25 protein-coding genes are annotated in these 23,720 nt (G+C 68.3%); 12 read left to right on the top strand and 13 right to left on the bottom strand.

Going from position 1 to position 23,720, the window contains the following annotated elements:
* Positions 1–63: 63 nt before the first annotated feature.
* Positions 64–666: a beta/gamma crystallin-related protein gene (locus tag FKQ52_RS10630; protein WP_240811626.1), complete on the top strand. Its 603-nt coding sequence runs from the start codon at positions 64–66 to the stop codon at positions 664–666.
* 65 nt (positions 667–731) lie between these two features.
* On the opposite strand, the gene FKQ52_RS10625 is transcribed toward FKQ52_RS10630, so the two are convergent.
* Positions 732–1,703 carry an NAD(P)H-quinone oxidoreductase gene (locus tag FKQ52_RS10625; RefSeq protein WP_141627156.1) on the bottom strand — a complete coding sequence of 324 codons (972 nt, stop codon included), beginning with the start codon at positions 1,701–1,703 and terminating at the stop codon, positions 732–734.
* 77 nt (positions 1,704–1,780) lie between these two features.
* Here FKQ52_RS10625 and FKQ52_RS10620 point away from each other — a divergent pair, with 77 nt between their 5' ends.
* The 3 genes from FKQ52_RS10620 to FKQ52_RS10610 all read left to right on the top strand — a co-directional run bounded on the left by FKQ52_RS10620 (position 1,781) and on the right by FKQ52_RS10610 (position 2,996).
* Positions 1,781–1,984 carry a DUF1192 domain-containing protein gene (locus FKQ52_RS10620; protein ID WP_141627155.1) on the top strand — a complete coding sequence of 68 codons (204 nt, stop codon included), beginning with the start codon at positions 1,781–1,783 and terminating at the stop codon, positions 1,982–1,984.
* Between the two features lie 113 nt (positions 1,985–2,097).
* The gene (locus tag FKQ52_RS10615) at positions 2,098–2,616 is read left to right on the top strand and encodes a DUF1465 family protein (RefSeq protein WP_240811810.1); all 519 of its coding nucleotides are present in this window, start codon (positions 2,098–2,100) and stop codon (positions 2,614–2,616) included.
* Positions 2,613–2,996, top strand: a complete 384-nt coding sequence (locus FKQ52_RS10610) for a hypothetical protein (RefSeq protein WP_141627153.1) — start codon at positions 2,613–2,615, stop codon at positions 2,994–2,996. The genes FKQ52_RS10615 and FKQ52_RS10610 overlap by 4 nt, the downstream gene beginning before the upstream one ends.
* Before the next feature lie 9 nt (positions 2,997–3,005).
* Here FKQ52_RS10610 and FKQ52_RS10605 read toward each other — a convergent pair whose 3' ends face one another.
* Positions 3,006–4,568 carry a murein L,D-transpeptidase gene (locus FKQ52_RS10605; protein WP_141628325.1) on the bottom strand — a complete coding sequence of 521 codons (1,563 nt, stop codon included), beginning with the start codon at positions 4,566–4,568 and terminating at the stop codon, positions 3,006–3,008.
* Positions 4,569–4,729: 161 nt separating this feature from the next.
* Positions 4,730–4,954 (bottom strand): 50S ribosomal protein L31, encoded by a 225-nt coding sequence (gene rpmE, locus FKQ52_RS10600; RefSeq protein WP_141627152.1) that lies wholly within the window; start codon positions 4,952–4,954, stop codon positions 4,730–4,732.
* A 133-nt stretch (positions 4,955–5,087) separates the two neighbouring features.
* On the opposite strand from rpmE, the gene FKQ52_RS10595 reads away from it, so the two are divergent.
* On the top strand, positions 5,088–6,938 hold the full coding sequence (locus FKQ52_RS10595; RefSeq protein WP_141627151.1) for an ABC transporter transmembrane domain-containing protein: 1,851 nt from the start codon (positions 5,088–5,090) through the stop codon (positions 6,936–6,938).
* Between the two features lie 338 nt (positions 6,939–7,276).
* On the opposite strand, the gene FKQ52_RS10590 is transcribed toward FKQ52_RS10595, so the two are convergent.
* On the bottom strand, positions 7,277–8,320 hold the full coding sequence (locus FKQ52_RS10590) for a 2OG-Fe(II) oxygenase (RefSeq protein ID WP_141627150.1): 1,044 nt from the start codon (positions 8,318–8,320) through the stop codon (positions 7,277–7,279).
* A gap of 45 nt (positions 8,321–8,365) precedes the next feature.
* On the bottom strand, positions 8,366–8,911 hold the full coding sequence (locus tag FKQ52_RS10585; RefSeq protein ID WP_141627149.1) for a superoxide dismutase family protein: 546 nt from the start codon (positions 8,909–8,911) through the stop codon (positions 8,366–8,368).
* A gap of 124 nt (positions 8,912–9,035) precedes the next feature.
* On the opposite strand from FKQ52_RS10585, the gene gyrA reads away from it, so the two are divergent.
* Complete coding sequence (gyrA, locus tag FKQ52_RS10580; RefSeq protein ID WP_141627148.1) at positions 9,036–11,807, top strand: DNA gyrase subunit A; 2,772 nt, start codon at positions 9,036–9,038, stop codon at positions 11,805–11,807.
* On the opposite strand, the gene FKQ52_RS10575 is transcribed toward gyrA, so the two are convergent.
* Both FKQ52_RS10575 and FKQ52_RS10570 read right to left on the bottom strand, forming a co-directional pair.
* Complete coding sequence (locus FKQ52_RS10575; protein ID WP_141627147.1) at positions 11,808–12,248, bottom strand: type II toxin-antitoxin system VapC family toxin; 441 nt, start codon at positions 12,246–12,248, stop codon at positions 11,808–11,810.
* A complete protein-coding gene (locus FKQ52_RS10570; protein WP_141627146.1) occupies positions 12,238–12,726 on the bottom strand; it encodes a hypothetical protein in 489 nt (162 codons plus the stop codon). The genes FKQ52_RS10575 and FKQ52_RS10570 overlap by 11 nt, the downstream gene beginning before the upstream one ends.
* A 50-nt stretch (positions 12,727–12,776) precedes the next feature.
* Between FKQ52_RS10570 and FKQ52_RS10565 the strand changes: the two genes are divergently transcribed.
* From FKQ52_RS10565 to FKQ52_RS10550, 4 genes are read left to right on the top strand one after another with little or no spacing between them, the layout of a single operon-like run.
* Positions 12,777–13,580, top strand: coding sequence for an aminotransferase class IV (locus FKQ52_RS10565; protein WP_141627145.1), 804 nt, complete (start codon positions 12,777–12,779; stop codon positions 13,578–13,580).
* A gap of 50 nt (positions 13,581–13,630) precedes the next feature.
* Positions 13,631–14,113, top strand: coding sequence for a pantetheine-phosphate adenylyltransferase (gene coaD, locus FKQ52_RS10560; protein WP_141627144.1), 483 nt, complete (start codon positions 13,631–13,633; stop codon positions 14,111–14,113).
* Position 14,114: 1 nt separating this feature from the next.
* On the top strand, positions 14,115–14,987 hold the full coding sequence (locus FKQ52_RS10555) for a peptidylprolyl isomerase (protein ID WP_141627143.1): 873 nt from the start codon (positions 14,115–14,117) through the stop codon (positions 14,985–14,987).
* A 22-nt stretch (positions 14,988–15,009) separates the two neighbouring features.
* On the top strand, positions 15,010–15,903 hold the full coding sequence (locus tag FKQ52_RS10550; protein WP_141627142.1) for a peptidylprolyl isomerase: 894 nt from the start codon (positions 15,010–15,012) through the stop codon (positions 15,901–15,903).
* On the opposite strand, the gene FKQ52_RS10545 is transcribed toward FKQ52_RS10550, so the two are convergent.
* Entirely contained in the window at positions 15,888–17,030 is a 1,143-nt protein-coding gene (locus FKQ52_RS10545; protein WP_141627141.1) for a Ppx/GppA phosphatase family protein, read from the bottom strand. The two genes, FKQ52_RS10550 and FKQ52_RS10545, sit on opposite strands and share 16 nt — an antisense overlap.
* A gap of 148 nt (positions 17,031–17,178) precedes the next feature.
* Here FKQ52_RS10545 and hspQ point away from each other — a divergent pair, with 148 nt between their 5' ends.
* Both hspQ and phhA read left to right on the top strand, forming a co-directional pair.
* The gene (gene hspQ, locus FKQ52_RS10540) at positions 17,179–17,493 is read left to right on the top strand and encodes a heat shock protein HspQ (protein ID WP_141627140.1); all 315 of its coding nucleotides are present in this window, start codon (positions 17,179–17,181) and stop codon (positions 17,491–17,493) included.
* Positions 17,494–17,574: 81 nt separating this feature from the next.
* Positions 17,575–18,450 (top strand): phenylalanine 4-monooxygenase, encoded by an 876-nt coding sequence (gene phhA, locus FKQ52_RS10535; RefSeq protein ID WP_141627139.1) that lies wholly within the window; start codon positions 17,575–17,577, stop codon positions 18,448–18,450.
* 36 nt (positions 18,451–18,486) lie between these two features.
* Here the strand turns inward: phhA and FKQ52_RS10530 are convergent, their stop codons facing one another.
* The 5 genes from FKQ52_RS10530 to astD are packed head-to-tail and all read right to left on the bottom strand — an operon-like array spanning position 18,487 to position 23,713.
* Entirely contained in the window at positions 18,487–19,791 is a 1,305-nt protein-coding gene (locus tag FKQ52_RS10530; protein ID WP_141627138.1) for an MFS transporter, read from the bottom strand.
* A complete protein-coding gene (locus FKQ52_RS10525; RefSeq protein ID WP_141627137.1) occupies positions 19,788–20,399 on the bottom strand; it encodes a DUF998 domain-containing protein in 612 nt (203 codons plus the stop codon). Before FKQ52_RS10525 ends, FKQ52_RS10530 begins: the two co-directional genes overlap by 4 nt.
* 1 nt (position 20,400) lies before the next feature.
* Positions 20,401–21,732, bottom strand: coding sequence for an N-succinylarginine dihydrolase (gene astB / locus FKQ52_RS10520; protein ID WP_141627136.1), 1,332 nt, complete (start codon positions 21,730–21,732; stop codon positions 20,401–20,403).
* Positions 21,732–22,259, bottom strand: coding sequence for an endonuclease domain-containing protein (locus FKQ52_RS10515; RefSeq protein ID WP_141627135.1), 528 nt, complete (start codon positions 22,257–22,259; stop codon positions 21,732–21,734). The genes astB and FKQ52_RS10515 overlap by 1 nt, the downstream gene beginning before the upstream one ends.
* Positions 22,259–23,713, bottom strand: a complete 1,455-nt coding sequence (gene astD, locus FKQ52_RS10510; protein WP_141627134.1) for a succinylglutamate-semialdehyde dehydrogenase — start codon at positions 23,711–23,713, stop codon at positions 22,259–22,261. Before astD ends, FKQ52_RS10515 begins: the two co-directional genes overlap by 1 nt.
* Between the last annotated feature and the right edge of the window lie 7 nt (positions 23,714–23,720).

Below are 23,720 nucleotides of genomic sequence, written 5' to 3'. Positions count from 1 at the left end.
TGGCTGTTGAACACTGGCTTCATCGACGCGTTACTGCGTCACCTTGGCACTGGGAGGGACCCCATGTTTATCGAGACACTTGCCGCAGTGGCGTTGATGTCGGCCGCAAACGGCCAGGAGCGGGCGCCCGCCTTGGGCGGCGGTCAGGAGCGCGTCGCCCCCCGTGGTGACTACCGCGACTCCTGCAGCGGGGAGTATGTGAACCGCGGTCGCCTGTACGCCGACTGCCGCACCCGTCGTGGCGACATTCGCGGCACCTCGATCGAGCTCAATCGCTGCGGAAACTATGAAATTCGCAACAACGACGGCCTGCTGGTCTGTGGTCCGGTGCGTGGCGAGTATGAAGATCGTCCGGGCGGCGGCAACGGCGGCGGTTGGGGTGGCGGCGGTGGTGGCTGGGGCGGTCGCGCCTCGATCACCGTGTATCGGGACGCCAACTTCCGCGGAGCCTCCTACAATTTCTCGGACGCGATCCCGAACCTGGCCAACTCCGGCCTGAACGACGCCATCAGCTCAATGCAGTTGCGCGGCGAGTGGGAGGTCTGCACGGACGCCTACTATCGCGGCAACTGCCGGACGTTCCGTGACGACGTTCGCAACCTGCAACAGTGGGGCATCAACGATCGCATCTCGTCGCTGCGCCCCGTGCGGCGCGGCGGTCGCTGAGGAACTCCTGACGGTCGGGAGGCTTCCTTTCCGAAAGGAGAGAGGCCTCCCGCCCTGCCGGAGCCTCAGGCGGTCAGGACGATCTTGCCGATGTGATCACCGCGTTCCAGGCGCTGATGGGCCCGCGCGGCCTGTTCCAGCGGGAAAACGGCGTCGATGGGCGGCTTGAGCGCGCCCGAGACCAGCCAGGGCCAGGCAGCGGCTTGCACGGCCGCGATCAGGCGAGCCTTCTCGTCCGCCGGACGGGCGCGCAGGGTCGAGCCGGTCAGCACGATCCGCTTCATCATCAGCTTGAGCAGATCGATCTGCGCCAACGCGCCGGTCAGGGTGGCGATGATGACCCAGCGGCCGAACGGCTTGAGCACCGCCTGATTGAGTTCGGCGTAGTCGGCGCCCAGCATGTCCAGCACCACATCGACGCCGCCGAAGTCGCGGATGGCGGTGGTCATGTCGCCCGCGGTGCTGTCCAGACTGAGATCGGCGCCGAGCGCGCGCGCCGCCTCGCTCTTGGCCGCGCCTCTGGAGGTGGCGATGACCTTCGCGCCCGCCGCCTTCGCCATCTGGATGGCGGTCACGCCGATGCCGCTGGTGGCCCCATGGATCAGCAGGGTTTCGCCGGCCTTCAGGGCTCCGGCCTCGAAGACATTGGCGAAGACGGTGCAGACCGTCTCGGGCAGGGCGGCCGCCTGGATGAAATCCACATCGGTGGGCAGGGGCAGGGCGTGGCGGGCGTCGACCACGACCTGATCCGCATAGCCGCCACCGCCCAGCAGGGCGCAGACGCGATCACCGACAGCCCAGCGGGTGACGCCTTCGCCGACCTGTTCGACTTCGCCCGCCACTTCCAGCCCCAGAACGTCGGAGGCGCCGGGAGGGGGAGCGTAGAAGCCGTTGCGCTGGAGCAAATCGGGACGGTTTACGCCCGAGGCGTGCACGCGGATGCGGATCTGTCCCGCTTCGGGGACCGGATCGGGACGTTCGGCGAGAACGAGGGCTTCCGCAGGGCCCGCGCCGCCCGTGATCTCGATCACCCGCATTCCGTCATCCTTGCAATCGTCCGTGTCCGGGCGTGAGATAGGGGCTTGCGTCCCCGATGACCACGAAGGAGGCGGTGATGTTTGAAGATCTTGAGCCTCGGCCCGCGCGCGGCGCGCCCCTGATCGCCCTGACGCGCGAGGATCTGGACGGCTATTCTGTCGAGGACCTGAGGGAGCGGATCGAGACACTCGAGGCCGAGATAGCCCGGTCGCGGGCCGCGATCGACGGCAAGTCCTCGCAGCGTAACGCCGCGGATGCGCTGTTCAATTTCCGGAGCTGACCGGTTTTCCCCCACGACGTGCATGGCACGGGCGTTGCAGTTCGCTGTCCAGCCGCGCGCATTCGCGCGGGTCGTGATACGGATACGCGCATTCCATGAGTTTGGTTGAGTTCATGCCCACCGACGACACCGTCATTCTGGCGCCCCCGGGCCGCAGCCGCGAAGCGGTGGTGGACGACTTCGCGCGTTCGGAACTGTTCGACCGCACCTTCCGTGAAGGGATGGAGCTGGTCGAGGAGACCGCCGCCTATCTGGACGGGGATGGACGTCGGGAATCCAAGCTGCTGTCGCGCGCCGCCGCCCTGGCCTATGCGGGCGAGAGCATGAAGCTGACGACGCGTCTGATGCAGATCGCGTCGTGGCTGCTGGTGCAGCGGGCCGTGCGGGAGGGGGACATGACCGCGCTGGCCGCCTGCGAAACCCGTTACCGTCTGGCCGAGCGCAAGCTGGAGACCGAGCCGGGCCATGGCGACCTGCCGATCGCTCTGGTCGAGTATCTGGTCCGGTCCGAGCGGCTGTATGACCGCGTCCTGCATCTGGATCGCAAGATGTATCTCGATGCGCCCGAGGAAGAGGCGGTCAATCCGGTGCAGAGCCAGCTGGATCGACTGGCGGCGGCGTTCCGCCAGTGAAGGCGAAGCTGAGCGGTGGCTGGCGTCTGCTGATCGCCATCACCGGGGCGGTGGTGCTTCTGGGCCTGCTGTCGGCGGGCGTGGTTCTGAGCGGCCGGTCGCTGGTGATCATCGACAATCGGGGCGAGACGGCCCTGACGCTGGAGGTCGTGTCGACCGTTCCGGGCGACTTCAGCTGGCAGGGCGACCTGTCTGCGGGGCAGCGGGTCTTCCGGCTGGCCAAGTTCAACGCCAGCGGCGCGGTGCGCGCCGTTTGCGAGGATGACGGCGGCATTCACCGCACCACGGGCGGCTATGTGACGCCCGGCTGGCCACATCGCGTGGATGTGGTCGCCGCCGGATGTGACGCGGTGCGGATCAGCGCCGAGCAGCTTCCCTAGCTGAGCGGCTTACGGGCCGACGTCGTTGGCGTCGCGGCCGCGGCCGTCATCGACCGGGCGGGGCAGGCTGACGCCGATGCCCAGGGCCTCGGCCAGCTTGGCGTCACGCTCATAGACATCCTCGCGGAAGGCGACGCGGCCCTGACCGTCGACGAAGGCGGTCCAGTAGAGCAGGCGCACGCCAATCTCGCGGCCGACCTGGATACGCTTGGTCTCACGGGTGTCCTGCGCCGTATCGAACTGGCCCAGCAGGGTCGGGTCCGGCGACAGCAACAGGCGGGCGAACTCGACCGCGTTCTGAACCCGCACGCAGCCGTGGCTGCGCTGGCGCATGGCCAGGTTGAAGGCGGCCTTTGACGGGGTGTCGTGCAGGAAGATGGCGTAGCTGTCGCGCAGCTCGAACTTCACATAGCCGAGCGCGGCGGTCGGACCGGCGCGCTGGATGACCGTGCCGTTCTGAATGTACATGTTCTGGCTGGCCAGATAGGCCGGGCCGCGCGGCAGGATCTCGCGACGGGCGATGCCGGCGGGGACGTACCAGGGCGGGTTGGCCACGACCGAAGCGAACGGCTTTTCGAGGCTGGGGGTCTGGTTTTCGGCCGAGCCGACGACGACCCGGTTCGAGTGCACCGGACGATTGTCCTTCCAGTACACCATGATGGCCGCGGCCGTGTTGACCTCGATCCGCTCGGGTTGCAGGTCGCGCTTGAGCCAGCGGCGGCGTTCCAGGTTCAGGGCGATCTGGCGGGCGCGGTCCTCGGCCGAGGCCGAGAGCGAGCGTTGGGTGCCGGTTCCGATGCGGCCGTCGGCGACCAGGCCATGACGGGTCTGGAAGCTGCGAATGCCGGTCTGGAGATCCGGGCCATAGACATTGCCCATGGCCGAGATACGCGCGCCGTCGGCGGCGGACAGATCGCCCTCGGCGACGAGACGCTGGACGATGGCGGGGATGCGGCTGTCGCTGCCGCCCGGTTCGATGTTGGCGCCGACGCGGAAGGCGGGCCAGCCTCCGCCGCTGCTGATCAGGCGGCGATAGCGGACATAGCCCGCCGACAGGTTGGAATAGCCGATGTCGGTCGGGGCCAGCCCCTCGAACCAGTCGAGCAGGCGATTGGTCGCCAGCGCGTCGTTCAGCCCGGCGGGCAGATCGACGCGGTTCTTCTGCATCTCCCACAGGTCCTCGACCGTCTCGGGACGGACGCGGCCCTCGGCGAGGACGCGGGCGTAGGTCAGGGCCGCGGCGGTGGTCTTCATCTCACCGCCGGCGCGATCAGCGGCCAGGGCGTTGAAATCGAAGAAGTCGGCCGGCGACAGACCGTGGCGTTCAGCGCGGGCGGCCGACGACTGAAGGGTGCGGACGCGGTCGGCGGTCCACACCGGGCGCCAGCCGTTCATCTCGTAGAAGGTGCGGACGTCCGGCTGGATGGTCGCGGGGAGACGGGCCAGCTGGTCGTTGAAGCTGTCGTAGAAGGCGACCGCGCCCGGGTCACGGGTCTGCGCCAGCGCACTCGCGCCGAACGAGGACGCCAGCGCCGAAACCGCCGCGCCCAAACCCAATTGCCGTCGATTCATCACGTCGCTCTTCGTCCGTTTCGCCGCACGGACACAACGTCCACGCCCCGAAAGCCAACGCGGTGACCTTATCGGCGTTCCGGAGAAACAGAAAGGCGCCGGTCCGTGGGACCGACGCCTTCTTTTCGTCTTGCCGAAGCGGTGTGGCTGGAAAGCCAGACTTACTTCTTGATGAAGCCGGCGAACTTGTTGTTGAAGCGCGAAACGCGGCCGCCGCGGTCCAGCATGTGCTGGTTGCCGCCGGTCCAGGCCGGGTGCGTGGTCGGATCGATATCCAGGTTCAGGGTCGCGCCCTCTTTCCCGTAGGTCGAACGGGTCTGATACGAGGTGCCATCGGTCATCACGACAGTGATGAAGTGGTAGTCGGGGTGCGTGTCCGCTTTCATGGTCGTCGTCCGGTCTCTGCGCGGTGACGATGCCGACCGTCCGTGCGCGTAAAATGAGAAACCCGCCACGGAAGCGGCGGGAGTGAGCGGCGGCGTTTACACCGGGGGGCGTTCCGGGGCAAGAGGCGCGGCCATGACCGATCTGAACGCCTCGACCAGCACCACCGCCGACCTGCGCGGACGCCCCGGCGCGGGCGCCCTGCTGGCCGAACAGATGAGCGAGGCGGGCGACCGGCGCGAGAAGCGACGCGACGTCCGGCCGCTGGCCCGGCTGCTGCCCTACGCCCTCAAGCACAAGGGCCATATGGCGATGGCGGCCTTCTGGCTGATCCTGTCGACCGTGGCCTCGCTCAGCCTGACGGCGGCGGCGCGCGGCGCCATCGACCACGGGTTCGAGAATGGCGGGGCGCAGCTGAACCTGTGGTTCCTGCTGCTCGGCGGCAACGCCCTGTTCCTCGGCGTCGCGACGGCGGTGCGCTATTTCTATGTGACCAAGACGGGCGAGCGGGTCGTGGCCGACCTGCGCAAGGGGCTGTTCGACCGCATCCTGACGCTGGACCCGGCCTTCTATGCCCGCATCCGCACGGGGGAGGTGCTGAGCCGCCTGACCACGGACATCGCCCTGGTCGAGACGCTGATGACGACCTCGGTGTCGTTCGCCCTGCGCAACTTCCTGACCCTGATCGGCGGGATCATCCTGCTGTTCGTGGTCAGCCCCAAGCTGACCGGTCTGGTGCTGCTGGTGGTGCCGCTGCTGCTGGGGCCGATCTTCCTGTTCGGACGCCGGGTGAGGAAGCTGACCGTGGCGACGCAGGACCGGTTCGCCAACGCCGTCGGCTTCGCCGGCGAGAGCGTGGACGCCATAGAGACGGTGCAGGCCTTCGGCCGGGTCGGCGGCGCGGTCGCCCGCTTCGGCGCGGCGGTCGAGGATGCGTTCAACGCCTCGCTGATCCGCATGAAGGCGCGGGCGCTGATGACGGCCATGATCATCGTGGTGATGTTCGGCGGCGTGACCCTTGTGCTGTGGCTGGGCGCGCAGGACGTGATCACAGGGCGGATGAGCCCCGGGGCCCTGCTGCAGTTCGTTCTGCTGTCGGTCTTCGCGGCGGGGGCCGTGGGCGCGCTGGGCGAGAGCTGGGGCGATGTGCAGAAGGCCGCGGGCGCCATGGAGCGGATCGACGAGCTGATGCGGGCGCAGGCGGCCATCGCCGCGCCGGAGACCCCCAAGGTTCTGCCGCAGCCGCCGGTCGGCGAGGTGTCGATGTCGGCGGTCGAGTTCGCCTATCCGGGGCGTCCGGACCTGCCGGCCCTCAAGGGCTTCAGCCTGACGGTGCGTCCGGGGGAGACGGTGGCTCTGGTCGGGCCGTCGGGCGCGGGCAAGTCGACGGTCTTCCGCCTGTTGCTGCGCTTCTATGACCCGCAGTCGGGCGTGGTGTCGGTGGACGGTGTGGACGTGCGCGACGCGGACCCGACCGAGGTGCGCAACCGCTTCGCCTGGGTCTCGCAGGAGGCTCCGCTGTTCTCGGGTTCCGCGAACGAAAACATCCGCTTCGGCCGCGAAGCCGCCACGGACGAAGAGGTCCGCACCGCCGCCGGAGAAGCGCAGGCGCTGGGCTTCATCGAGGCCCTGCCGGAGCAGTTCGACACCCCTCTGGGCGAGCGCGGCAAGAGCCTGTCGGGCGGCCAGCGGCAACGTCTGGCCATCGCGCGGGCGCTGGTCCGCGAGGCGCCGATCCTGCTGCTGGACGAGGCCACCTCGGCGCTGGACGCCGAGAGCGAGCGGCTTGTGCAGGCGGCGCTGGATCAGGCGATGGAGACGCGGACGACGCTGGTCATCGCCCACCGTCTGGCGACGGTCCTGCGCGCCGACCGCATCGTGGTGATGGAGGACGGCAAGGTGGTCGAGGAGGGCGCCCACGCCGCCCTGATCGCCAAGGGCGGCCTGTACGCGCATCTGGCGGAGCTGCAGTTCAAGGGCGGGTGAGGGCGTCCGCAAAGCGCACCAAATAAAAAAAGAAGTGCACAAAGGCGCACTTTTTCCCGTGAGGCGGGGGATGGGGCGCGGTGGCTCAACCCGTGCGGCGGCGTTTGATTGTCAAAGACCCGACAGTCTGAAGTCTAGCAGGGCGATGCGTCAAATTTGGACGTAGGGGGCTGACTCACCTCCCCATCGCCCGCTTCAAGGCGGCTGTTGGCCCGCCGATACCGGTGTTCAAGCCAGTTTCCGCTAACACCGAGCTGCCCTCTCCTGATCGACGCTGACGCGCCGATCTGTCCTCTCCATTCGCTTGAGAGCGAACGGAGAGGTGAAGTTGTGGACGCTCACCCCGTCAGCGCCGGGTCCAGGTATTGGAGGTTCTCCGCGCGGATCGCCGCCGCCGCCTCGTCGTAGAGGAAGGGCAGGAAGGCGAAGCGTTCGCCGCGGGTGACGGGGGTGGCCTCGTGCAGGACCGAGCAGGAGAAGACGCAGGCGCCGCCGGGGGGCGGGCGGTAGGTCCGGTCGCCGAACTCGGGGAAGCGCAGGTCGCCGCCGTCGTAGTCGCTGTTCAGATTGATCGAGACGGCGAAGCGGCGGTGGGCGGTGCCCCTGGTGGTGTTGTCGCGGTGCGGGCGGAAGAAGCCGCCGGTCTCTGAATCGTAGCGGGCGACCAGATAGCGCTCGATGCGCGTCGGCTTGAAGTTGAACGCCTTTTCGATCTGGGGGACCAGTCGGCGGGTCAGGCGGGCGACGACCTGTTTCTGAAGCTGGTCGTCCTCGATGATGACGTCCGAGCGGCGCTTGTGCTGGTCGTTCATCATCAGCTTGGTGACGCCGTCGATCTCGCGCATGAAGCCAGAGGGCTCGCCGCCGGTGTTGCGATAGAGGTCGATCAGCCGCTCGCAGAAGCCCGGTTCGAAGATGCGGGGCGTGACCAGAACCGGGGCCATGGCCGTGAAACCTCCGTGCCGGGACGGCGGGGGCAGTTTGCCGATACGGTCGATGAGGGCGGGGGCGCCCTCGGCCCCGACGGCGCCCATGATGTGCAGGGCCGGGTCGATCAGGAACCAGCGCTCGGCTTCTACCGCGCCGTAGAGGGCGGCGGCGGAAGCATCCTCATCGAACAGGAAGCGCAGGCCCGGCAGGCGGTCCTGACGCGTCGCTCGGGCCTCGTCCTTGCCGACGACCATGACGAAGGCGCTGGCGTGCAGGTCGTTGAAGGGGGCGCGGGCGGCCTCGATGGTCGCGACGGCGCGCTCGACCGCAGGGCCTGCGGGCACGATGGCCAGCACCAGATAGCGCCCCGCCGCCGTGTCGAAGACGTAGCGGGGATTGGTCGCCCCCTGGACAGAGAAGGTGGGCGCGGGATCGCCGAAAAGCAGAGCCATGCCGCACGATGGACGGCATGGCCCCGGAATTTCAAGCGTGAAGGCTTATTCGAACACGCCGCAGGCGATGCGGGCGCCCGCGCCCCCGATGGGCTGGCTGACGTGGTCGTCGGCGTTGGCGTGGACCAGGAAGGACAGGCCGTCGGTCGAAGTGACCTCGGTCGAGCCCAGATAGACCTCGGCGTGGGCCGAGCCGTCGGCGGCGGCGTGGACGTTCTGCAGGTCGCCCAGATCCGGTCCGGCGCTGTTCAGCAGGCCGTGCGGCATGGCGTGGCCCGGATGGTTCACGTGGGCGCCGGCGGAGGTGAAGCCCGGCCCCTCGCACTTGCCGACCTGATGCAGGTGGACGCCGTGCCAGCCCGCCGGCCAGCCCTGGCCCTCGACCCGGAACAGCAGGCCGCGCGGGCCGCGGAAGGCGGTCACGGTCCCGGCGTCGGAGCCGTCGGCGGTCTTCAACACGGCGCGGCCGATGGGCTCGGGCGCGGGGGCCGGGGGCGGGGTGGGAGCGGGCGCGGCCGACTGGGCGAACGCGGCGGCGGCTCCCATCGTCAGCGGAGCGGCGAGGGCGGCGGCGAGGAGGAGCTGGCGCATGGTTGAAAATCCCTGTGTATCGAGCCTGGAACGGGCGCGTCGGTTTTGCCTAAGGGCGCCCTGGATGCTAGAAAACCGGATAGCGGATCACGTTCCGATTCCGGCCATTTAAAGCCCGATTTCCTTGACCGACGACACCTACGACAACGCCGCAGCCCCGGTTGGCGGCGACATCTCCACCATCACCATCGAAAACGAGCTGCGCCGCTCGTACCTCGACTACGCCATGAGCGTGATCGTGAGCCGGGCGCTGCCGGACGCGCGCGACGGCCTGAAGCCGGTGCACCGCCGCATCCTGTACTCGATGCACGACCTGAAGATGTCGCCCGAGAAGTCGTATTCGAAGTGCGCCCGCGTGGTCGGTGACGTGCTGGGTCGTTTCCACCCGCACGGCGACGCCTCCGTCTACATGGCGCTGGTCCGCATGGCCCAGCCGTTCTCGATGGGGCTGATGCTGGTCGACGGCCAGGGCAATTTCGGCTCGGTCGACGGCGATATGCCCGCCTCGATGCGTTACACCGAGGCCCGGATGGCCCCGGCCGCCGTGGCGCTGCTGGCCGACATCGACAAGGACACTGTCGATTTCCAGCCGAACTACGACGAGAAGGAGCTGGAGCCGGTCGTTCTGCCGAGCCGGATTCCGAACCTGCTGGTCAACGGCGCGGGCGGCATCGCCGTCGGCATGGCGACCAACATCCCGCCGCACAACCTCGGTGAGGTGATCGACGCGGCGGTGGCCCTGCTGGATGATCCGAACATCGGCGACGAGGCCCTGCTGGACATCGTGCCCGGCCCGGACTTCCCGACCGGCGGCGAGATCATGGGCCGCACCGCGCCCCGCAACGCCCTGCGCGACGGCCGTGGATCGGTGATCGTGCGCGGCAAGGCGACGATCGAGACGATCCGCAAGGACCGCGAGGCGATCGTCGTCACCGAACTGCCGTTCCAGGTGAACAAGCAGACCCTGATCGAGCGCATCGTCGAACTGGTTCGCGAGAAGCGCATCGAGGGCATCGCCGACGTCCGCGACGAATCGGACCGCGACGGCATGCGGATGGTGGTCGAGCTGAAGCGCGACGCCTCGGGCGATGTGATCCTGAACCAGCTGTGGCGCTACACCGCCATGCAGTCGTCGTTCGGCGTCAACATGCTGGCGCTGAACCACGGCCGCCCCGAGCAGATGGGCCTGCGCCAGCTGCTGGAAGCCTTCCTGGAGTTCCGGGAAGAGGTGGTCGTCCGCCGCATCAAGTATGAGCTGGGCAAGGCCCGTGACCGCGGCCACGTGCTGGTCGGTCTGGCCGTCGCCGTCGCCAACATCGACGAGGTGATCCACATCATCCGATCGTCGGCCGATCCGACCGAGGCGCGCGAGCGTCTGCAGGCCAAGGCCTGGCCGGTGGGCGACATGATGGCCCTGATCGAGCTGATCGCCGACCCGCGCTCGGCGCTGGTGGACGGCGACAAGCTGCGTCTGACCGACGAGCAGGCGCGCGCCATCCTGGCCCTGACCCTGAGCCGCCTGACCGGCCTGGGCCGTGACGACATCTTCGGCGAGGCGCGTGAGCTGGCCGGGACCATCCAGGGGCACCTGACCCTGCTGTCGGACCGCGCCAACATCCTGGCGGTGATCCGCGAGGACCTGCTGGCGGTAAAGGAAGAGTTCGCCGTTCCGCGTCGCACCCTGATCGGGGAAGGCGACGGCGAGATGGAGGACGAGGACCTGATCCCGCGCGAGGACATGGTCGTGACCGTCACCCACGGCGGCTATGTGAAGCGCGTGGCGCTGAACGCCTATCGGACCCAGCATCGCGGCGGCAAGGGCCGCAGCGGCGTGGCGATGAAGGAGGACGACGCCGTCACGGGCGTGTTCTCGGCGTCGACCCACACGCCGGTGCTGTTCTTCGCCACCAACGGCAAGGCCTACAAGCTGAAGACCTGGCGTCTGCCGCTGGGCAATCCCCAGTCGCGCGGCAAGGCGTTCGTGAACCTGCTGCCGATCGAGCCGGGCGACAGCATCATGAACGTGCTGCCGCTGCCGGAGAACGAGGCGGAGTGGGGCGACTACGACATCATGTTCGCCACCAGCTCGGGCGATGTGCGTCGCAACAAGCTGTCGGACTTCGCCACGGTGAACCGCGCCGGCAAGATCGCGATGAAGCTGGAAGACGGCGACCGGATGGTCGGCGTGGCCCTGTGCACCGCCGAGGACGACGTCCTGCTGACCACCGCCCTGGGCCGGGCGATCCGCTTCAAGGCCGACGACGTGCGCGTGTTCAAGGGCCGGGATTCGACCGGCGTGCGCGGCGTGCGCCTTCAGGATGGCGACGAGGTCATCTCGATGGCCATTCTGGGCCGGGTGGACGCGACGCCGGAAGAGCGCGCCGCCTACGTCAAGCACGCCAACGCCATGCGCAAGGCGCTGGCGGGCGCGGACGGGGAAGAGGACGCGGCTCCGGCTGAAGCTGAAGACGATGTCGCCGACGCTGTCCTGTCGGTCGAGCGGATCGCCGAACTGGGCGCCGCCGAGCAGTTCATCCTGACCGTCACCGAGACGGGCTTCGGCAAGCGGTCATCGGCCTATGAATATCGTCGCACGGGTCGCGGCGGGCAGGGTCTGACGGCGCACGGTCTGGGCGGTCGCGCGGGCACGCGTCTGGCGGCGGCCTTCCCGGTCGAGGACAGCGACGATCTGCTGATGGTCACCTCGGGCGGACAGATGATCCGCACCCCCATGGATCAGGTCCGCATCGTCAGCCGCTCCAGCCAGGGCGTAACCATCTTCAAGACCGGCAAGGACGAGAAGGTCGTCTCGGTCGAGCGCCTGCCGGACAGCGGCGGCGATGAAGACGGCGGCGCCGATGAAGGCGAGGACGCGGGCCGGACCGGCGAAAGCTGATCAAGGCTGTCCGGGCTGGAAGCCGGGCAACAGCGCAACGAGTCTGGACAGGCCGGCGCCTTTTGCACGGTCAATGAGACGCTCATCGAGCGTCACCATCGTGCAGGAGAGGGCGTCAGCCAGCGCCAGATAGCTTGCGTCGTATGCCGAGAACCGATGGTCCCGAGCCAGTCGGAATGCTGTGAACGTCAGATCCGCACCGGGCTCGACAAGGGCGACGATCCGGCGCGTGTCGAGCACGGCGCGTTCGCATGTCTCTGCCGAGGCCAAGCCTTTCCAGCTTTTTTTGGCTGCGATGCTCGCGATTTCCAATGCCAGCAGGGAAGGCGCTGTCAGTTCCGCATCCTTGCTGAGGAACTGGCGCGCGGCCTCGGTGCCGGCTTCCTCGAAGAAGGCGGCTGCCAGCACCGAGGCGTCGATAACCCAGCGGTCAGCGGGCATCGCGGTCTTCGCGGATCAGATCGACGCTTGATGTCTCAGAGAAGGTCGATTTCCCCGCGAACCAGTCGAGGATCGCGGCGCGGCGGCGGCGGGCGACCTCGTTAAGGAGTTCCGCCGCGGCTTGCGCGATGCTGATGTTTTTCTCCTCGGAGAGGTCTTCAAGCATCCGCACTGCACTGGGAGACAGGCCGTCCATAGGCGGGGTCGGAACTGCTGTGGTCGCTGCAGGCGCATCTTCTGACTGAATAAATGTGACGTGCTGAGTGCGAACGTCCAGCTTGGCTTTGCGGTTGGCGCGAAGCCATGCGAGGGCCTGGCTGTGCGTTTCCGTGTTCGCCCACCATTGCCGCTTCTTGTCTCCGTAGGCCGTCGGAGGAAGCGGGCGGCCCAGGATTTTCTCGATCTGTTCATACGACATGACGACCTCGGGCTCGGAGCGATCCTTGAGATAGTTCTGAAGGGGTTGGTAGACGGTCATAGGTGTGCTCCACTTGATCACTGTTAAGTTATATAAAGTTATATAGCCGAATGTCAAGTTACGCGATCCACATTGACGGGGAGCCGGCGACCATCGAGGCGCTGGCGCCCGTCATCGTGTCCAACTACGGCGCCTTTACCTCGATGCAGGTCGAGGATGGGGCGGTGCGTGGGCTGGACCTGCATCTGGATCGTTTGCGGGACGAGGCGCTGGCGCTGTTCGGCGTGGCCGTGCCCGAGGCGCGGCTGCGCGAGCGGATGCGGGCGGCGCTGGAGGGGCTGAACGGGCGGCACAGCCTGCGGGTCCAGCTGTTTCTTGAAACCGTTACGATGCGGACGGCCTGGGCGAAGGGCGAGCCGGGCGTGCTGACGGTGGTGTCGGCTCCGGCGAATCCGCTGTGCGACCCCCTGCGTCTGCAGACGCAGGACTATGCGCGGGAAATGCCCGAGCTGAAGCACAACGCCACCTTCGGCCTGACCCTCGCACGCCGAAACGCGAAGGCGGCGGGGTTTGATGACGCCCTGTTCGTCGGCCCGGACGGCGTGGTGTCCGAGGGCTCGATCTGGAACATCGGCTTCGTCGAGGACGGCCGGATCATATGGCCCCGGGCGCCGATGTTGCGCGGCGTGGGCCAGAGGTTGCTGGAGAACGGGCTGGATCTGGTCGGACTGGACAGCGAGAGCCGGCTGATCGACCGGGCGGCGCTGGCCGGGTTCCGGTCGGCCTTCATCTGCAACAGCGCGACCCCGGCCTGTCCGGTGGCGCATATCGACGGGCAGGCGCTGGACGTCGATCCGGCCCTGATCGACCGCCTTCAGGCCGCCTGGGCGTCGAACGCGCCGCAGACGATCTAGGCCGCTCGTTTCGCACCTGCTAAACCGATGAAAAGTCGGGGAGGACTTCGATGCGTATTGGCCTGTATCCGGGCACCTTCGACCCGATCACCAACGGGCATCTGGACATCATCAAGCGCGCGGTGAAGCTGGTGGACCGGCTGGTCATCGGCGTGGCACAGAATGATGACAAGGGTCCGCTGTTCACGACCGCCGAACGGGTCGAGATGGTGCGCGCCGAGGTGGCCGTCTTCGGCGATCAGGTCGAGGTTCGCCCCTTCTCCAGCCTGCTGATGCATTTCGCGGAAGAGCTGGACGCGACGGTGATCGTGCGCGGCCTGCGCGCCGTGGCCGATTTTGAGTACGAATTCCAGATGACGGCGATGAACCAGCGCCTCAATGCGGACATCGAGACCGTCTTCCTGATGGCGGACCCGCGGCATCAGGCGATCGCCTCGCGGCTGGTCAAGGAAATCGCCCGGCTGGGCGGGAATATAGGCAGTTTTGTCAGCCCGGCGGTCGCGGCCGCGGTGCTGGACAGGGTCAAGGGATAGAATGCGCTTCAACACGATCATCGCCGCGGCGGCCGCCGCCGTTCTCATGACCGCCGCCGCACCGGAGGCCCGGTCGCAGACGGCGCCCGCGCCCGCCGCCGGATGGCGGACGATCGCGCCGGAGAACCTGCTGGTCATCGACACGTCGAAGGGCCGGATCATCGCCGAGATGGACCCGCGCCTGGCCCCGCGGTCGGTCGAGCGTGTTCGCACTCTGGCGAACCGGGGCTTCTATGACGGCCTGAAGTGGCACCGGGTGATCGAGGGCTTCATGGCCCAGGGCGGCGATCCACTGGGCACGGGCGAGGGCGGCAGCGAACTGCCTGATCTGCAGGGTGAGTTCAGCTTCCGTCGTGGACGCGCTGACGGTTTCGTCAGCACCGGTCCGGGCGCCACGGGGGCGAGCCAACTGGGCGTGATCGGGTCGATGGCTGTCGAGACCCAGCCGGACGCCCAGATGATGATCACCGCGGACTTCAAGACCGACGCCCTGGCCCTGTTCTGCACCGGGGTTCTGGGTATGGCGCGGGCGGGCGATCCGAACAGCGCCAATAGCCAGTTCTTCGTGATGACCGCCCCCAATGATGCGCTGAACAGCCTCTACACCCCCTTCGGCCGCGTGCTGTCGGGGCTGGACGCGGCGCGGGCGCTGAAGGCCGGTGATCAAAGCCAGGGTGGTCGGGTGACCGACCCGGACCTGATGACGCGTGTCCGCACGGCCTCGGCCCTGCCGGAAGGCGAACGGCCGACGGCGCGGGTGATGACAACCAACAGCCCGGCCTTCACCGAATTGCTCGCGTCGACCCGCACCCGGCTGGGCCGACGGTTCAATGTCTGTGAGATCCAGCCGACGGCCGAAGTCACCGGCGGCTGAGCCGGGACAAGGGGAGGGGATGATGAAGCTGACGTTCGCCCTGGTCGCCGCGGCGACCCTGGTCACCGGCCCGGTGATGGCGCAGGAGGTCGGCGGTCCGCCGCCGCCGCCGCCCGCGCCGACGCCCCAGACCACGATCGGGTCCACCGACTGGCGCACGGTCGCGCCGGAGAACCTGCTGGTCATCGACACCACCAAGGGCCGGATCATCGTCGAACTGACGCCCGAGATCGCGCCGCTGCATGTGGCGCGGATGCGCCAACTGGCCCGCAACGGCTTCTTCGACAACCTGACCTGGCACCGGGTGATCGACTGGTTCATGGCCCAGACCGGCGATCCGCTGGGCAACGGCGAGGGCCAGAGCGCCTGGCCCGACCTGAAGGCCGAGTTCACCTTCCGACGTGATCCCACGATGCCGTTCGCCCCGGTGGCCGAGCCGACCGGCGCGCGTGTGGGCTTCCTGGGATCATTGCCGGTCCAGACCCAGCCCGACGCCGCCTTCGCCCAGACCGGCGACGGCAAGGTGCACGGCTGGGGCGTCTACTGCCCCGGCGTGGTCGGCATGGCTCGCGACGAGGGCAATGACACCGCCAACAGCCAGTTCTTCATCATGCGACAGGCCTATCCGGCGCTGGACAAGCGCTACACCATCTGGGGCATGACGGTGTCGGGTCTCGATGTGGTGCGGGCGTTGCAGGTCGGGGACGGTGAGAACGGCATGATGGCCTCGGTCCAGCCGGATCGCATGACCCGGGTGCGGGTGGGTTCGGACATTCCGGAGGCCGAACGCCCGACGGTGCAGGTGCTGTCGCCGAACTCCGAGCGCTTCATGAGCATCGTCGGCGCGGCGCGGACCGCGCGGGGCGCGGACTTCTCTGTGTGCGACGTGACCCTGCCGGTTCAGGTGACGGGCTGACCAGCGCCTTTCGTGGAGCCGGTCCGCCGCCTCCGCCGTTTCCGGCGGGCGGGTTTGCGGTCTTCGCGCATGCGTTCCAGCAGCAGGCCCTCGCGCAGGCCGCGGTCGGCGACGCGGACGCGGTCTGACGGCCAGGCGCGCTGGACCGCCTCCATGATGGCGGCGCCGGCGAGGACCAGATCGGCGCGGTCGGGGCCGATGCAGCTTTCCGCGGCGCGACCGTCGGGGCCGAGGGCCCGAAGCCTTTCCGCCGCCGCCTCGCAATCGGCGCGGGTCATCCAGAGCCCGTCGACCAGATTGCGCTGATAGCGGCGCAGGCCCAGGTGGATGCCCGCCAGACTGGTGATGGCGCCGGAGGTGCCGACCATGTGGGCGCGACCGGCGACAAACAGCTCGCGCAGGGCCGGATCGACCGGAGAGTCGGCGATGGCGGCGCCCATGTCGGCGACCATGGCCTCGTACCAGGGATGGAGGTCTCCACTGAGGGGCTCGGGATGACGCTCGGCCAGGGTGACCACCCCGATGGGGGCGGACATCCAGCCCTCCAGAACAAAGGCCCCGTCCTTGCGGCGCAGCCAGTTCAGCTCGGTCGAGCCGCCGCCGACATCGACCACCAGAATGGCCTCGGCGGTCGGATCGAACAGGTTGAGGCAGCCTTCCACCGCCAGACGGGCTTCCTCAGCGGGGTCGATGATCCGCAGCTTCAGGCCCGTACCCTGACGGACGCGCTCGATGAAGGCGGCGCCGTTTTCGGCCTGACGGCAGGCCTGGGTCGCGACGGCCATCAGGCGGGACGGATCGACGCCGCGACGGACCAGACGCTCGCTGCACAGCATCAGGGCCTCGTAGGCGCGCTCCATGGCGGCGTCATCGAGGCGGCCGGTGCGGGACAGGCCCTCGCCCAGACGCACGATCCGACTGAAGGAGTCGACGACGCGAAAGCCGTCCTTCGCCGGTCGGGCGATGAGCAGGCGGCAATTGTTGGTCCCCAGATCAAGGGCCCCGTAAAGGACACCCTCGCGACCTGGCGCCCCCGCCGCGACGGGCGCGCCGCCGCGGGCGCGCTTGCCGTCAGGCCGCCGGGGCTGGGACCGTTGGCGCGAGGACGCGCCTGCGGTCTCCGGCATGGGCCGAATCTTTCAAGGTGGGCGGTCCGGAACGGCGCCCGTCCCCGATAGCGTAGACCGCGAAACTGATCCGCGCCAAGCGTGTCTGTCGCGAAAATGAACGGGAAGGCGGTGATGCGGCTCAGGTTGGCAGGCGTAGCTGTGGAGCATGACCCGATCCACCTTCGCCCGCTTCGGCCTCGGCCAGATCGTTCGACACAGACATGCCGGCTTCCGCGGCGTGGTGATCGACGTCGACCCCGTGTTCGCCGGTCCCGTCGGCGCGACCGGAGACATTTCGCCCGACCAGCCCTTCTATCAGGTGCTGGCGATGGGGACCGACGGCGGCTTCATGGCCTATGCGCCCGAGGACATGCTGGAGCATGACCCGGAGCTGTCGACCCTGACCCGCGACGCCGAGCGCCGGTACTTCACCATGGACGGCGAGGGCCACCACGCCCCGCGCGCGCAGGCGATCCACTGAACGGTGCTGGCGTGGCCGGGCGGGCGGTTCTAGATTGACAGACAAGGGGCCGTCAGAGCCCGAAGTGCCAGGAGCGCCGCCATGTCTGATTTCGAGCACGTCTTTGACAAGCCGCCCGAAGGGGCCGCCGAGGACTGGACGATTCCGCAGGACTGGCGCGCCTATACCGAGACCGAGCACAAGACCTGGGACACCCTGTACGCCCGGCAGATGAAGATCCTGCCCGGCCGCGCCGCCGACGTCTTCTTCAAGGGTCTGGAGGCGCTGGACCTGAACACGGGCGGCATCCCGGACTTCTCGCTGATGAACCCCAAGCTGCAGGCCCTGACCGGCTGGACCGTGGTGTGTGTTCCCGGGCTGGTGCCGGACGAGGTGTTCTTCGATCATCTGGCCAACCGACGCTTCCCCTCGGGCCAGTTCATCCGCAAGCCGGACCAGCTGGACTACCTGCAGGAGCCGGACATCTTCCACGATGTGTTCGGCCATGTGCCGATGCTGACCGACCCGGACTTCGCCGCCTATATGGAGGCCTACGGCAAGGGTGGGCAGCGGGCGGCGGCGCTGGGCATGCTGCCCAATCTGGCGCGGCTGTACTGGTACACGGTCGAGTTCGGCCTGATGAAGGAGGCCGACCAGCTGCGCATCTACGGCGCGGGGATCGTGTCCTCGGCGACCGAGAGCGTGTTCGCGCTGGAAGACCCGTCGCCGAACCGGATCGGCTTTGATCTGGAGCGGGTGATGAAGACCCTCTACCGGATCGACGACTTCCAGCAGGTCTATTTCGTGATTGAAAGCATCGAGGCGCTGAAGGGCGAGACCCTGAAGGACTTCGGCCCGATCTATGAGCGGCTGAAGGGCGCGGAGGCCATTCCGATCGAGACCATCCTGCCGACGGACGAGGTCTTCACCGAGGGCACGCAGGCCTATGCGGCCAAGGGCGGGCGGTTCGCGGCGTGATGATCCTTCTCCCCCGGAGGAGAGAAGGAAGATGGCTCAATCATCGTGCGAGATCAGGCTGTGATGCCTGGTGTCGCGCATGAAGAGGTAGACCAGCAGGGACACGCCGATCATGGCGGTGACGTACCAGAAATAGACGCTTTCGATCCCGGCGCCCTTGAGCCACAGGGCGACGTATTCGGCCGTGCCGCCGAAGGCCGCGTTGGCGATGGCGTAGGGCAGGGCGACGCCCAGTGCGCGGATGTGGGCGGGAAACAGCTCGGCCTTCACCACGGCGTTGATGGCCGTATAGCCGCTGACGATCACCAGAGCCGCGAGGGCCAGGGCGAAGGCGACGAACGGATTATCGACCGAGGCCAGCAGGGTCATGATCGGCACGGTGAACAGCAGGCCCAGAACGCCGAACGCGACCATCACCGGCTTGCGGCCGATGCGGTCCGACAGGGCTCCGACGGCGGGCTGGAGGCACATGAACAGGAACAGGGCCGCGGCGCTGATCTCGGTGGCGGCGTCCTTGGAGAAGCCGCTGGTGTTGACCAGGAATTTCTGGAGGTAGGTCGTGTAGGTGTAGAAGGCCAGCGTGCCCCCGGCGGTCAGGCCCATGACCAGAAACGCTTCCTTCGGATGCTTCACGAACAGTAGCAGGGCGCTGGATTTCGGGGCTTCCTGCGTGTCCGAGGCGATGAAGGCGCGGGTCTCATCCAGACGGCGGCGCAGCCAGAAGACGATGACCGCCAGCGCCGCGCCGACGAAGAAGGGGATGCGCCAGCCCCAGGAGGCGAGGTCGCCCTCGCTGAGGGTGTTCTGCAGCACGATGAGCAGCAGCAGGGCCAGAAGCTGGCCCGAGATCAGGGTCACGTACTGGAAGCTGGACCAGAAGCCCCGATGGGCCTTGGCCGCCATCTCGGACAGGTAGGTGGCGGAGGAGCCGTATTCGCCGCCGACGCTGAGGCCCTGCATCAGGCGGGCGAGCAGCAGAAGCGCCGGGGCGGCGAGGCCGATGGTGGCGTAGCCGGGCGTGCAGGCGATGATCAGGCTGCCGCCGCACATCAGGCTGACGGACAGCGTCAGGCCCGCCTTGCGACCCTTGCGGTCGGCATAGACGCCCATGATCCACGCCCCGACCGGGCGCATGAGGAAGCCGACGGCGAAGATGGCGGCGCTGGACAGCAGCTGGGCGGTGGTGTCGCCCTTGGGGAAGAAGACCGGGGCGAAATACAGGGTAAAGGCCGCATAGGCGTACCAGTCGAACCACTCGACCAGATTGCCCGCCGAGCCGCCGATGATGTTCCGCAGGCGGCGGGCGGGGGACATGCTTTCGGTGGTCGGGGTGACGGTCATCGGGCGGTCTCCGGGAGGCGGCGAAGGCTGAGGGCGACGCCCACGGCCCAGACGGCGAAGGCGGTCTCGAGAATGCGCTGGGCCACGCCCAGCCAGTGGAACCACGGCTGGACGAACCAGACCACGGCGAGGGCCGGAACGCCACAGATCAGGCCGAGGGTGAACAGACCGCGCAGGGCGGGCTGATTGCGAGCCGCCAGACCGATCAGGAAGATGCCGGCCACGCCCGCCATATAGCCGACGCCGCCGAGGATTTCGTGCAGCCTTCCGGACAGGGTCACGCCGCCGGGTTCGCAGCCGAAGTCGCAGGGGAAGACGCCGCCGAACATCAGGCCCAGCCCGTTCAGGGCGCTGAGCCCGAAGCCGATCAGGAACAGGGGCGTGCGGGGAAACAGGACCGCGCACAGCAGCCAGAAGACGGTCAGCAGGGCCCCGGAGACGATGAAGGCCAGGCTGACATGCGGGCCGGTCAGGGCGCCGTCGGCGCCCAGCTCGCTGATGAACTGGCGCAGGTGGTCGTAGCCGGGATAGGCGGCCCCGGCGCCCAGGGTGATGCCGGCGAGGATCAGCAGGCTGAGGATCGCGCAGGCGAGAGCGAGCGCGCGCATCTCAGTCCCGCTGGAACGGATAGAAGTCCGATCCCAGGCCGAGGATGGAAGTGAGTTCGTCCAGGGCGCCCCGGCTTTCGTCCAGCAGGGCCGGGTCGGCGAGGTCAGCGACCTTCAGCTCGTCCCGATACCAGGTCGCGCCCCAGACGCTGAGGGCGCCGTGGAGGTCGTCGGTCAGGCGCATGTCCGGATTGGTGGCGGCCAGCTCGGCCTCGTTCAGCACCACGCGCAGACGCAAGCAGGCGGGGCCGCCGCCGTTGCGCATCGACTGGCGCACGTCGACGTACTCGACCCGACCGATGGGACCGTTGGACGAGGCGACAGCCTCGGCGACCGCATGGGCGCGGGCGTTGTCCCGGGTCTCGGTCGGGCAGATCAGGGTCAGGCGATCCTCGCCCGGGATCTGCACCAGCATGGAGTTGAACAAATAGCTGGAGATGGCGTCAGCGAGGGGGAGGTCGGCCTCGGACACCTCAACGAAGATGGGCTCGAAGCCTTTCGCGGCCGCGCGGATGGCGGCGTGGGTTCCGGCGGTGTCCTCGAAGGCGAGTTGATGGTGGAACAGGGTGTCGAGCGCGCCGACGCAGACGACGTCATTGTGGAAGGTCCCGCCGGCGATGGCGGCCTTCGACTGGCGGGCCAGAACCGCGCCGGAGGCCCCGTGGCGGCGGGCGAGAGCTTCGGAGGCCTCGCGCGTCTGGCGGGCGGGGAAGGGGCCGGTCCACGGCTCCCACGCCTCACGCCCCCAGACCAGCAGGTTGACGCCCTCCGAGCCATGCTCGGCGCACAGGCGGACATGGTTGGCGGCGCCCTCGTCGGCCAGATGGGCGACGGAGGGCAGGGCGTCGTGGACGGCGAAGCGCGCGGGATCGGGGAAGAGGGCGTCGAGCGCGCGCTTGGTCTGCTGATGCTCCAGCGAGCGGTGCAGGTTGGTGACGAGGTTGGCGGGGGTGAAGTGGACCCGGCCGTCGGCGCTGTCGGCGGACGGGGTCACCGTCGCGGCGTTGGCGGCCCACATGGGCGAGGCCGAGCAGGCAGCGGCGGCGAAGGTGGGGGCGTCCTTCCAGGCGCGCTCGAGCACTTGGGCGTCCGTGCCGGAGAAGCCCAGGCTGCGCAGGAAGGGCAGGTTGGGCCGCTCGTGCGGCGGCAGGACGAACTGGGGCAGGCCGAGGTCGGCCAGCCGCTTCATCTTGTCGAGGCCCTGCAGGACGGCGGCGCGCGGATTGGACGCCTGCCCCTCGTTGCGGCTGGAGGCGAGGTTGCCGGGGCTGAGCCCGGCGTAGGAGTGCGTCGGCCCGATCAGGCCATCGGCATTGGCTTCGATGGCGCTCATTAAAAGCCCTCCCCTCGAGGGGGAGGGTTGGGAGGGGTGGAGGCAGGCTGTTGGCCGGTGCGGCGCGAAGGGCTCGATCCCGCCTTTTGCGCCAATCCGTCATGCATTGAGCGCGCACCCCATCCCCCGGCCCCTTCCCCCTCGAGGGGAAGGGGAGAAGTCTGGCGGATCGCCATAACGATTTCAGCAACGACGGCGTCGAGGTCATCCGGGATGCGGCGGCTGTCGATCCTCAGGACGCGGTAGTCTTGGCCGCTTAGCCATTCATCCCGTTTGAGATCACGCAGGGCGACATCTGTCTGACCATGGATGCCGCCATCGACCTCAATGATCAGCTTTGCTCGAAGGCAAGCGAAGTCCACGACGTAGGGACCGATGGGCGCCTGTCGTCGGACGCGGATCGGCAGGAGCCGCAAGCGTTCCCAGAGTTTGGCTTCCGTCCAGGTTGGGTCGTTTCGCAGGCGACGGGCGCGTTCACGTCCCCCGGCCTTGATCCGTTCCGTCTTTGAGAAGCGATCAAACTCCATCAGCTCAACCCCTTGATCTCGCTCTCGATGTTCTTCACCGCCTCGGCTTCGAAACTGGCGACCGGATAGGCGCAGTAGTCGGCGGCGTACCAGGCGCTGGGTCGGTGGTTGCCGCTGGCGCCGAGGCCGCCGAAGGGCATGTCGCCCGCGGCGCCTGTGGTCGGACGGTTGAAGTTGACCACGCCCGCGCGGATGCGGCGGATGAAGGTCTGCCAGTGGGCCGGATCATCCGACACCAGACCGGCGCTGAGGCCGTAGCGGGTGGCGTTGGCCTCGGCGATGGCGGCGTCGAAGGACGACACGCGGGTCACCGACAGGAAGGGGGCGAACATCTCCTCGTCGGGGACGCTGACGCCGGTGACGTCGATGATGGCGGGCTTGACGAAGGCGCCGGGAAGGTTGCCGACCGGACCGGAGGCGCGGATCACCCGAGCGCCCGCGTCGATGCGCTCCTGAAGGGCGGCAAGGGCGGCGGCGGCGGCCTTCTCGGAGATCAGCGGCCCGGCGTAGGGCTCGGTCGGGCTGTTCCAGGGGGCGAAGATCAGGCGGTCGCTGAGGGCGGCGATGGCGTCCACGATGGCATCGCCCTGCGGGCCTTCCGGCACGATCAGACGACGGGCGCAGGAGCAGCGCTGGCCGGTGGTGATGAAGGCGGACTGGACGGCGATGCCCGCGACGGCTTCGGCGTCGGCGGCGTCCCAGACGACCAGCGGATTGTTGCCGCCCAGCTCCAGCGCGAGAATGACGTGTGGATCGTCCGCGAACTTGCGCCGGAAGTGGGCGCCCGCCGCGCCCGAGCCGGTGAACATCAGGGCGTCGATGCCGTTGTTCAGCAGGTCCGCGCCGCTGTCGCGACCGCCCTGGATCATGTTAAAGACCCCGCGCGGCAGGTCGGCCGCTTCGAAGCACTCAGCCATCAGCCGGCCGGTCAGGGGCGTCTCTTCCGATGGCTTGAAGACCACGGTGTCGCCCGCCAGCAGGGCCGGGACGATATGGCCGTTGGGCAGGTGGCCGGGGAAGTTGAACGGCCCGAGAACCGCCGCGACGCCGTGCGGGCGGTGGCGCAGGGTGGCGGAGCCGAAGGCGGTGGCGGCGGTGCGCTCGCCGGTGCGCTCGTCATAGGCGCGGATCGAGATGTCGACCTTGCCCTGCATGGCCTGAAGTTCGGTGGTGGTCTCCCACAGGGCCTTGCCGGTTTCGCGGCTGATGGCCTCGGCGATCTGCGGCGCGCGGTCCTTGAGCACGGCCTGATAGCGCTTCACCGCGTCGATGCGGTCCTGACGCGGGCGGTCGGCCCAGTCGGGGAAGGCGTCACGGGCGGCATCGGTAGCGTCGCCGCAGACAAGTTGCGAGGCGTCCCAGCCTTCCCAGACGACCTCGCCCGTCGCCGGATCGGTAGAGTTGAACCGCGCGTGGCCTTCGTCAAACCATTCGCCGTTGATGAAATGCGTCATTCGGGTC

The organism is Brevundimonas sp. M20 (genome assembly GCF_006547065.1).
Taxonomy (GTDB): Bacteria; Pseudomonadota; Alphaproteobacteria; order Caulobacterales; family Caulobacteraceae; genus Brevundimonas.
This window is presented reverse-complemented; position numbering and strand designations above follow the sequence as displayed.

Excerpts from the sequence above, each read along its gene's own strand:
- FKQ52_RS10630 (WP_240811626.1), top strand. The coding sequence starts at position 64 with ATGTTTATCGAGACACTTGCCGCAGTGGCGTTGATGTCGGCCGCAAAC.
- FKQ52_RS10625 (WP_141627156.1), bottom strand. The coding sequence starts at position 1,703 with ATGCGGGTGATCGAGATCACGGGCGGCGCGGGCCCTGCGGAAGCCCTC.
- FKQ52_RS10620 (WP_141627155.1), top strand. The coding sequence starts at position 1,781 with ATGTTTGAAGATCTTGAGCCTCGGCCCGCGCGCGGCGCGCCCCTGATC.
- FKQ52_RS10615 (WP_240811810.1), top strand. The coding sequence starts at position 2,098 with ATGCCCACCGACGACACCGTCATTCTGGCGCCCCCGGGCCGCAGCCGC.
- FKQ52_RS10605 (WP_141628325.1), bottom strand. The coding sequence starts at position 4,568 with ATGAATCGACGGCAATTGGGTTTGGGCGCGGCGGTTTCGGCGCTGGCG.
- rpmE (WP_141627152.1), bottom strand. The coding sequence starts at position 4,954 with ATGAAAGCGGACACGCACCCCGACTACCACTTCATCACTGTCGTGATG.
- FKQ52_RS10595 (WP_141627151.1), top strand. The coding sequence starts at position 5,088 with ATGACCGATCTGAACGCCTCGACCAGCACCACCGCCGACCTGCGCGGA.
- FKQ52_RS10590 (WP_141627150.1), bottom strand. The coding sequence starts at position 8,320 with ATGGCTCTGCTTTTCGGCGATCCCGCGCCCACCTTCTCTGTCCAGGGG.
- FKQ52_RS10585 (WP_141627149.1), bottom strand. The coding sequence starts at position 8,911 with ATGCGCCAGCTCCTCCTCGCCGCCGCCCTCGCCGCTCCGCTGACGATG.
- FKQ52_RS10575 (WP_141627147.1), bottom strand. The coding sequence starts at position 12,248 with ATGCCCGCTGACCGCTGGGTTATCGACGCCTCGGTGCTGGCAGCCGCC.
- FKQ52_RS10570 (WP_141627146.1), bottom strand. The coding sequence starts at position 12,726 with ATGACCGTCTACCAACCCCTTCAGAACTATCTCAAGGATCGCTCCGAG.
- FKQ52_RS10565 (WP_141627145.1), top strand. The coding sequence starts at position 12,777 with ATGTCAAGTTACGCGATCCACATTGACGGGGAGCCGGCGACCATCGAG.
- coaD (WP_141627144.1), top strand. The coding sequence starts at position 13,631 with ATGCGTATTGGCCTGTATCCGGGCACCTTCGACCCGATCACCAACGGG.
- FKQ52_RS10555 (WP_141627143.1), top strand. The coding sequence starts at position 14,115 with ATGCGCTTCAACACGATCATCGCCGCGGCGGCCGCCGCCGTTCTCATG.
- FKQ52_RS10550 (WP_141627142.1), top strand. The coding sequence starts at position 15,010 with ATGAAGCTGACGTTCGCCCTGGTCGCCGCGGCGACCCTGGTCACCGGC.
- FKQ52_RS10545 (WP_141627141.1), bottom strand. The coding sequence starts at position 17,030 with ATGCCGGAGACCGCAGGCGCGTCCTCGCGCCAACGGTCCCAGCCCCGG.
- hspQ (WP_141627140.1), top strand. The coding sequence starts at position 17,179 with ATGACCCGATCCACCTTCGCCCGCTTCGGCCTCGGCCAGATCGTTCGA.
- phhA (WP_141627139.1), top strand. The coding sequence starts at position 17,575 with ATGTCTGATTTCGAGCACGTCTTTGACAAGCCGCCCGAAGGGGCCGCC.
- FKQ52_RS10530 (WP_141627138.1), bottom strand. The coding sequence starts at position 19,791 with ATGACCGTCACCCCGACCACCGAAAGCATGTCCCCCGCCCGCCGCCTG.
- FKQ52_RS10525 (WP_141627137.1), bottom strand. The coding sequence starts at position 20,399 with ATGCGCGCGCTCGCTCTCGCCTGCGCGATCCTCAGCCTGCTGATCCTC.
- astB (WP_141627136.1), bottom strand. The coding sequence starts at position 21,732 with ATGAGCGCCATCGAAGCCAATGCCGATGGCCTGATCGGGCCGACGCAC.
- FKQ52_RS10515 (WP_141627135.1), bottom strand. The coding sequence starts at position 22,259 with ATGGAGTTTGATCGCTTCTCAAAGACGGAACGGATCAAGGCCGGGGGA.
- astD (WP_141627134.1), bottom strand. The coding sequence starts at position 23,713 with ATGACGCATTTCATCAACGGCGAATGGTTTGACGAAGGCCACGCGCGG.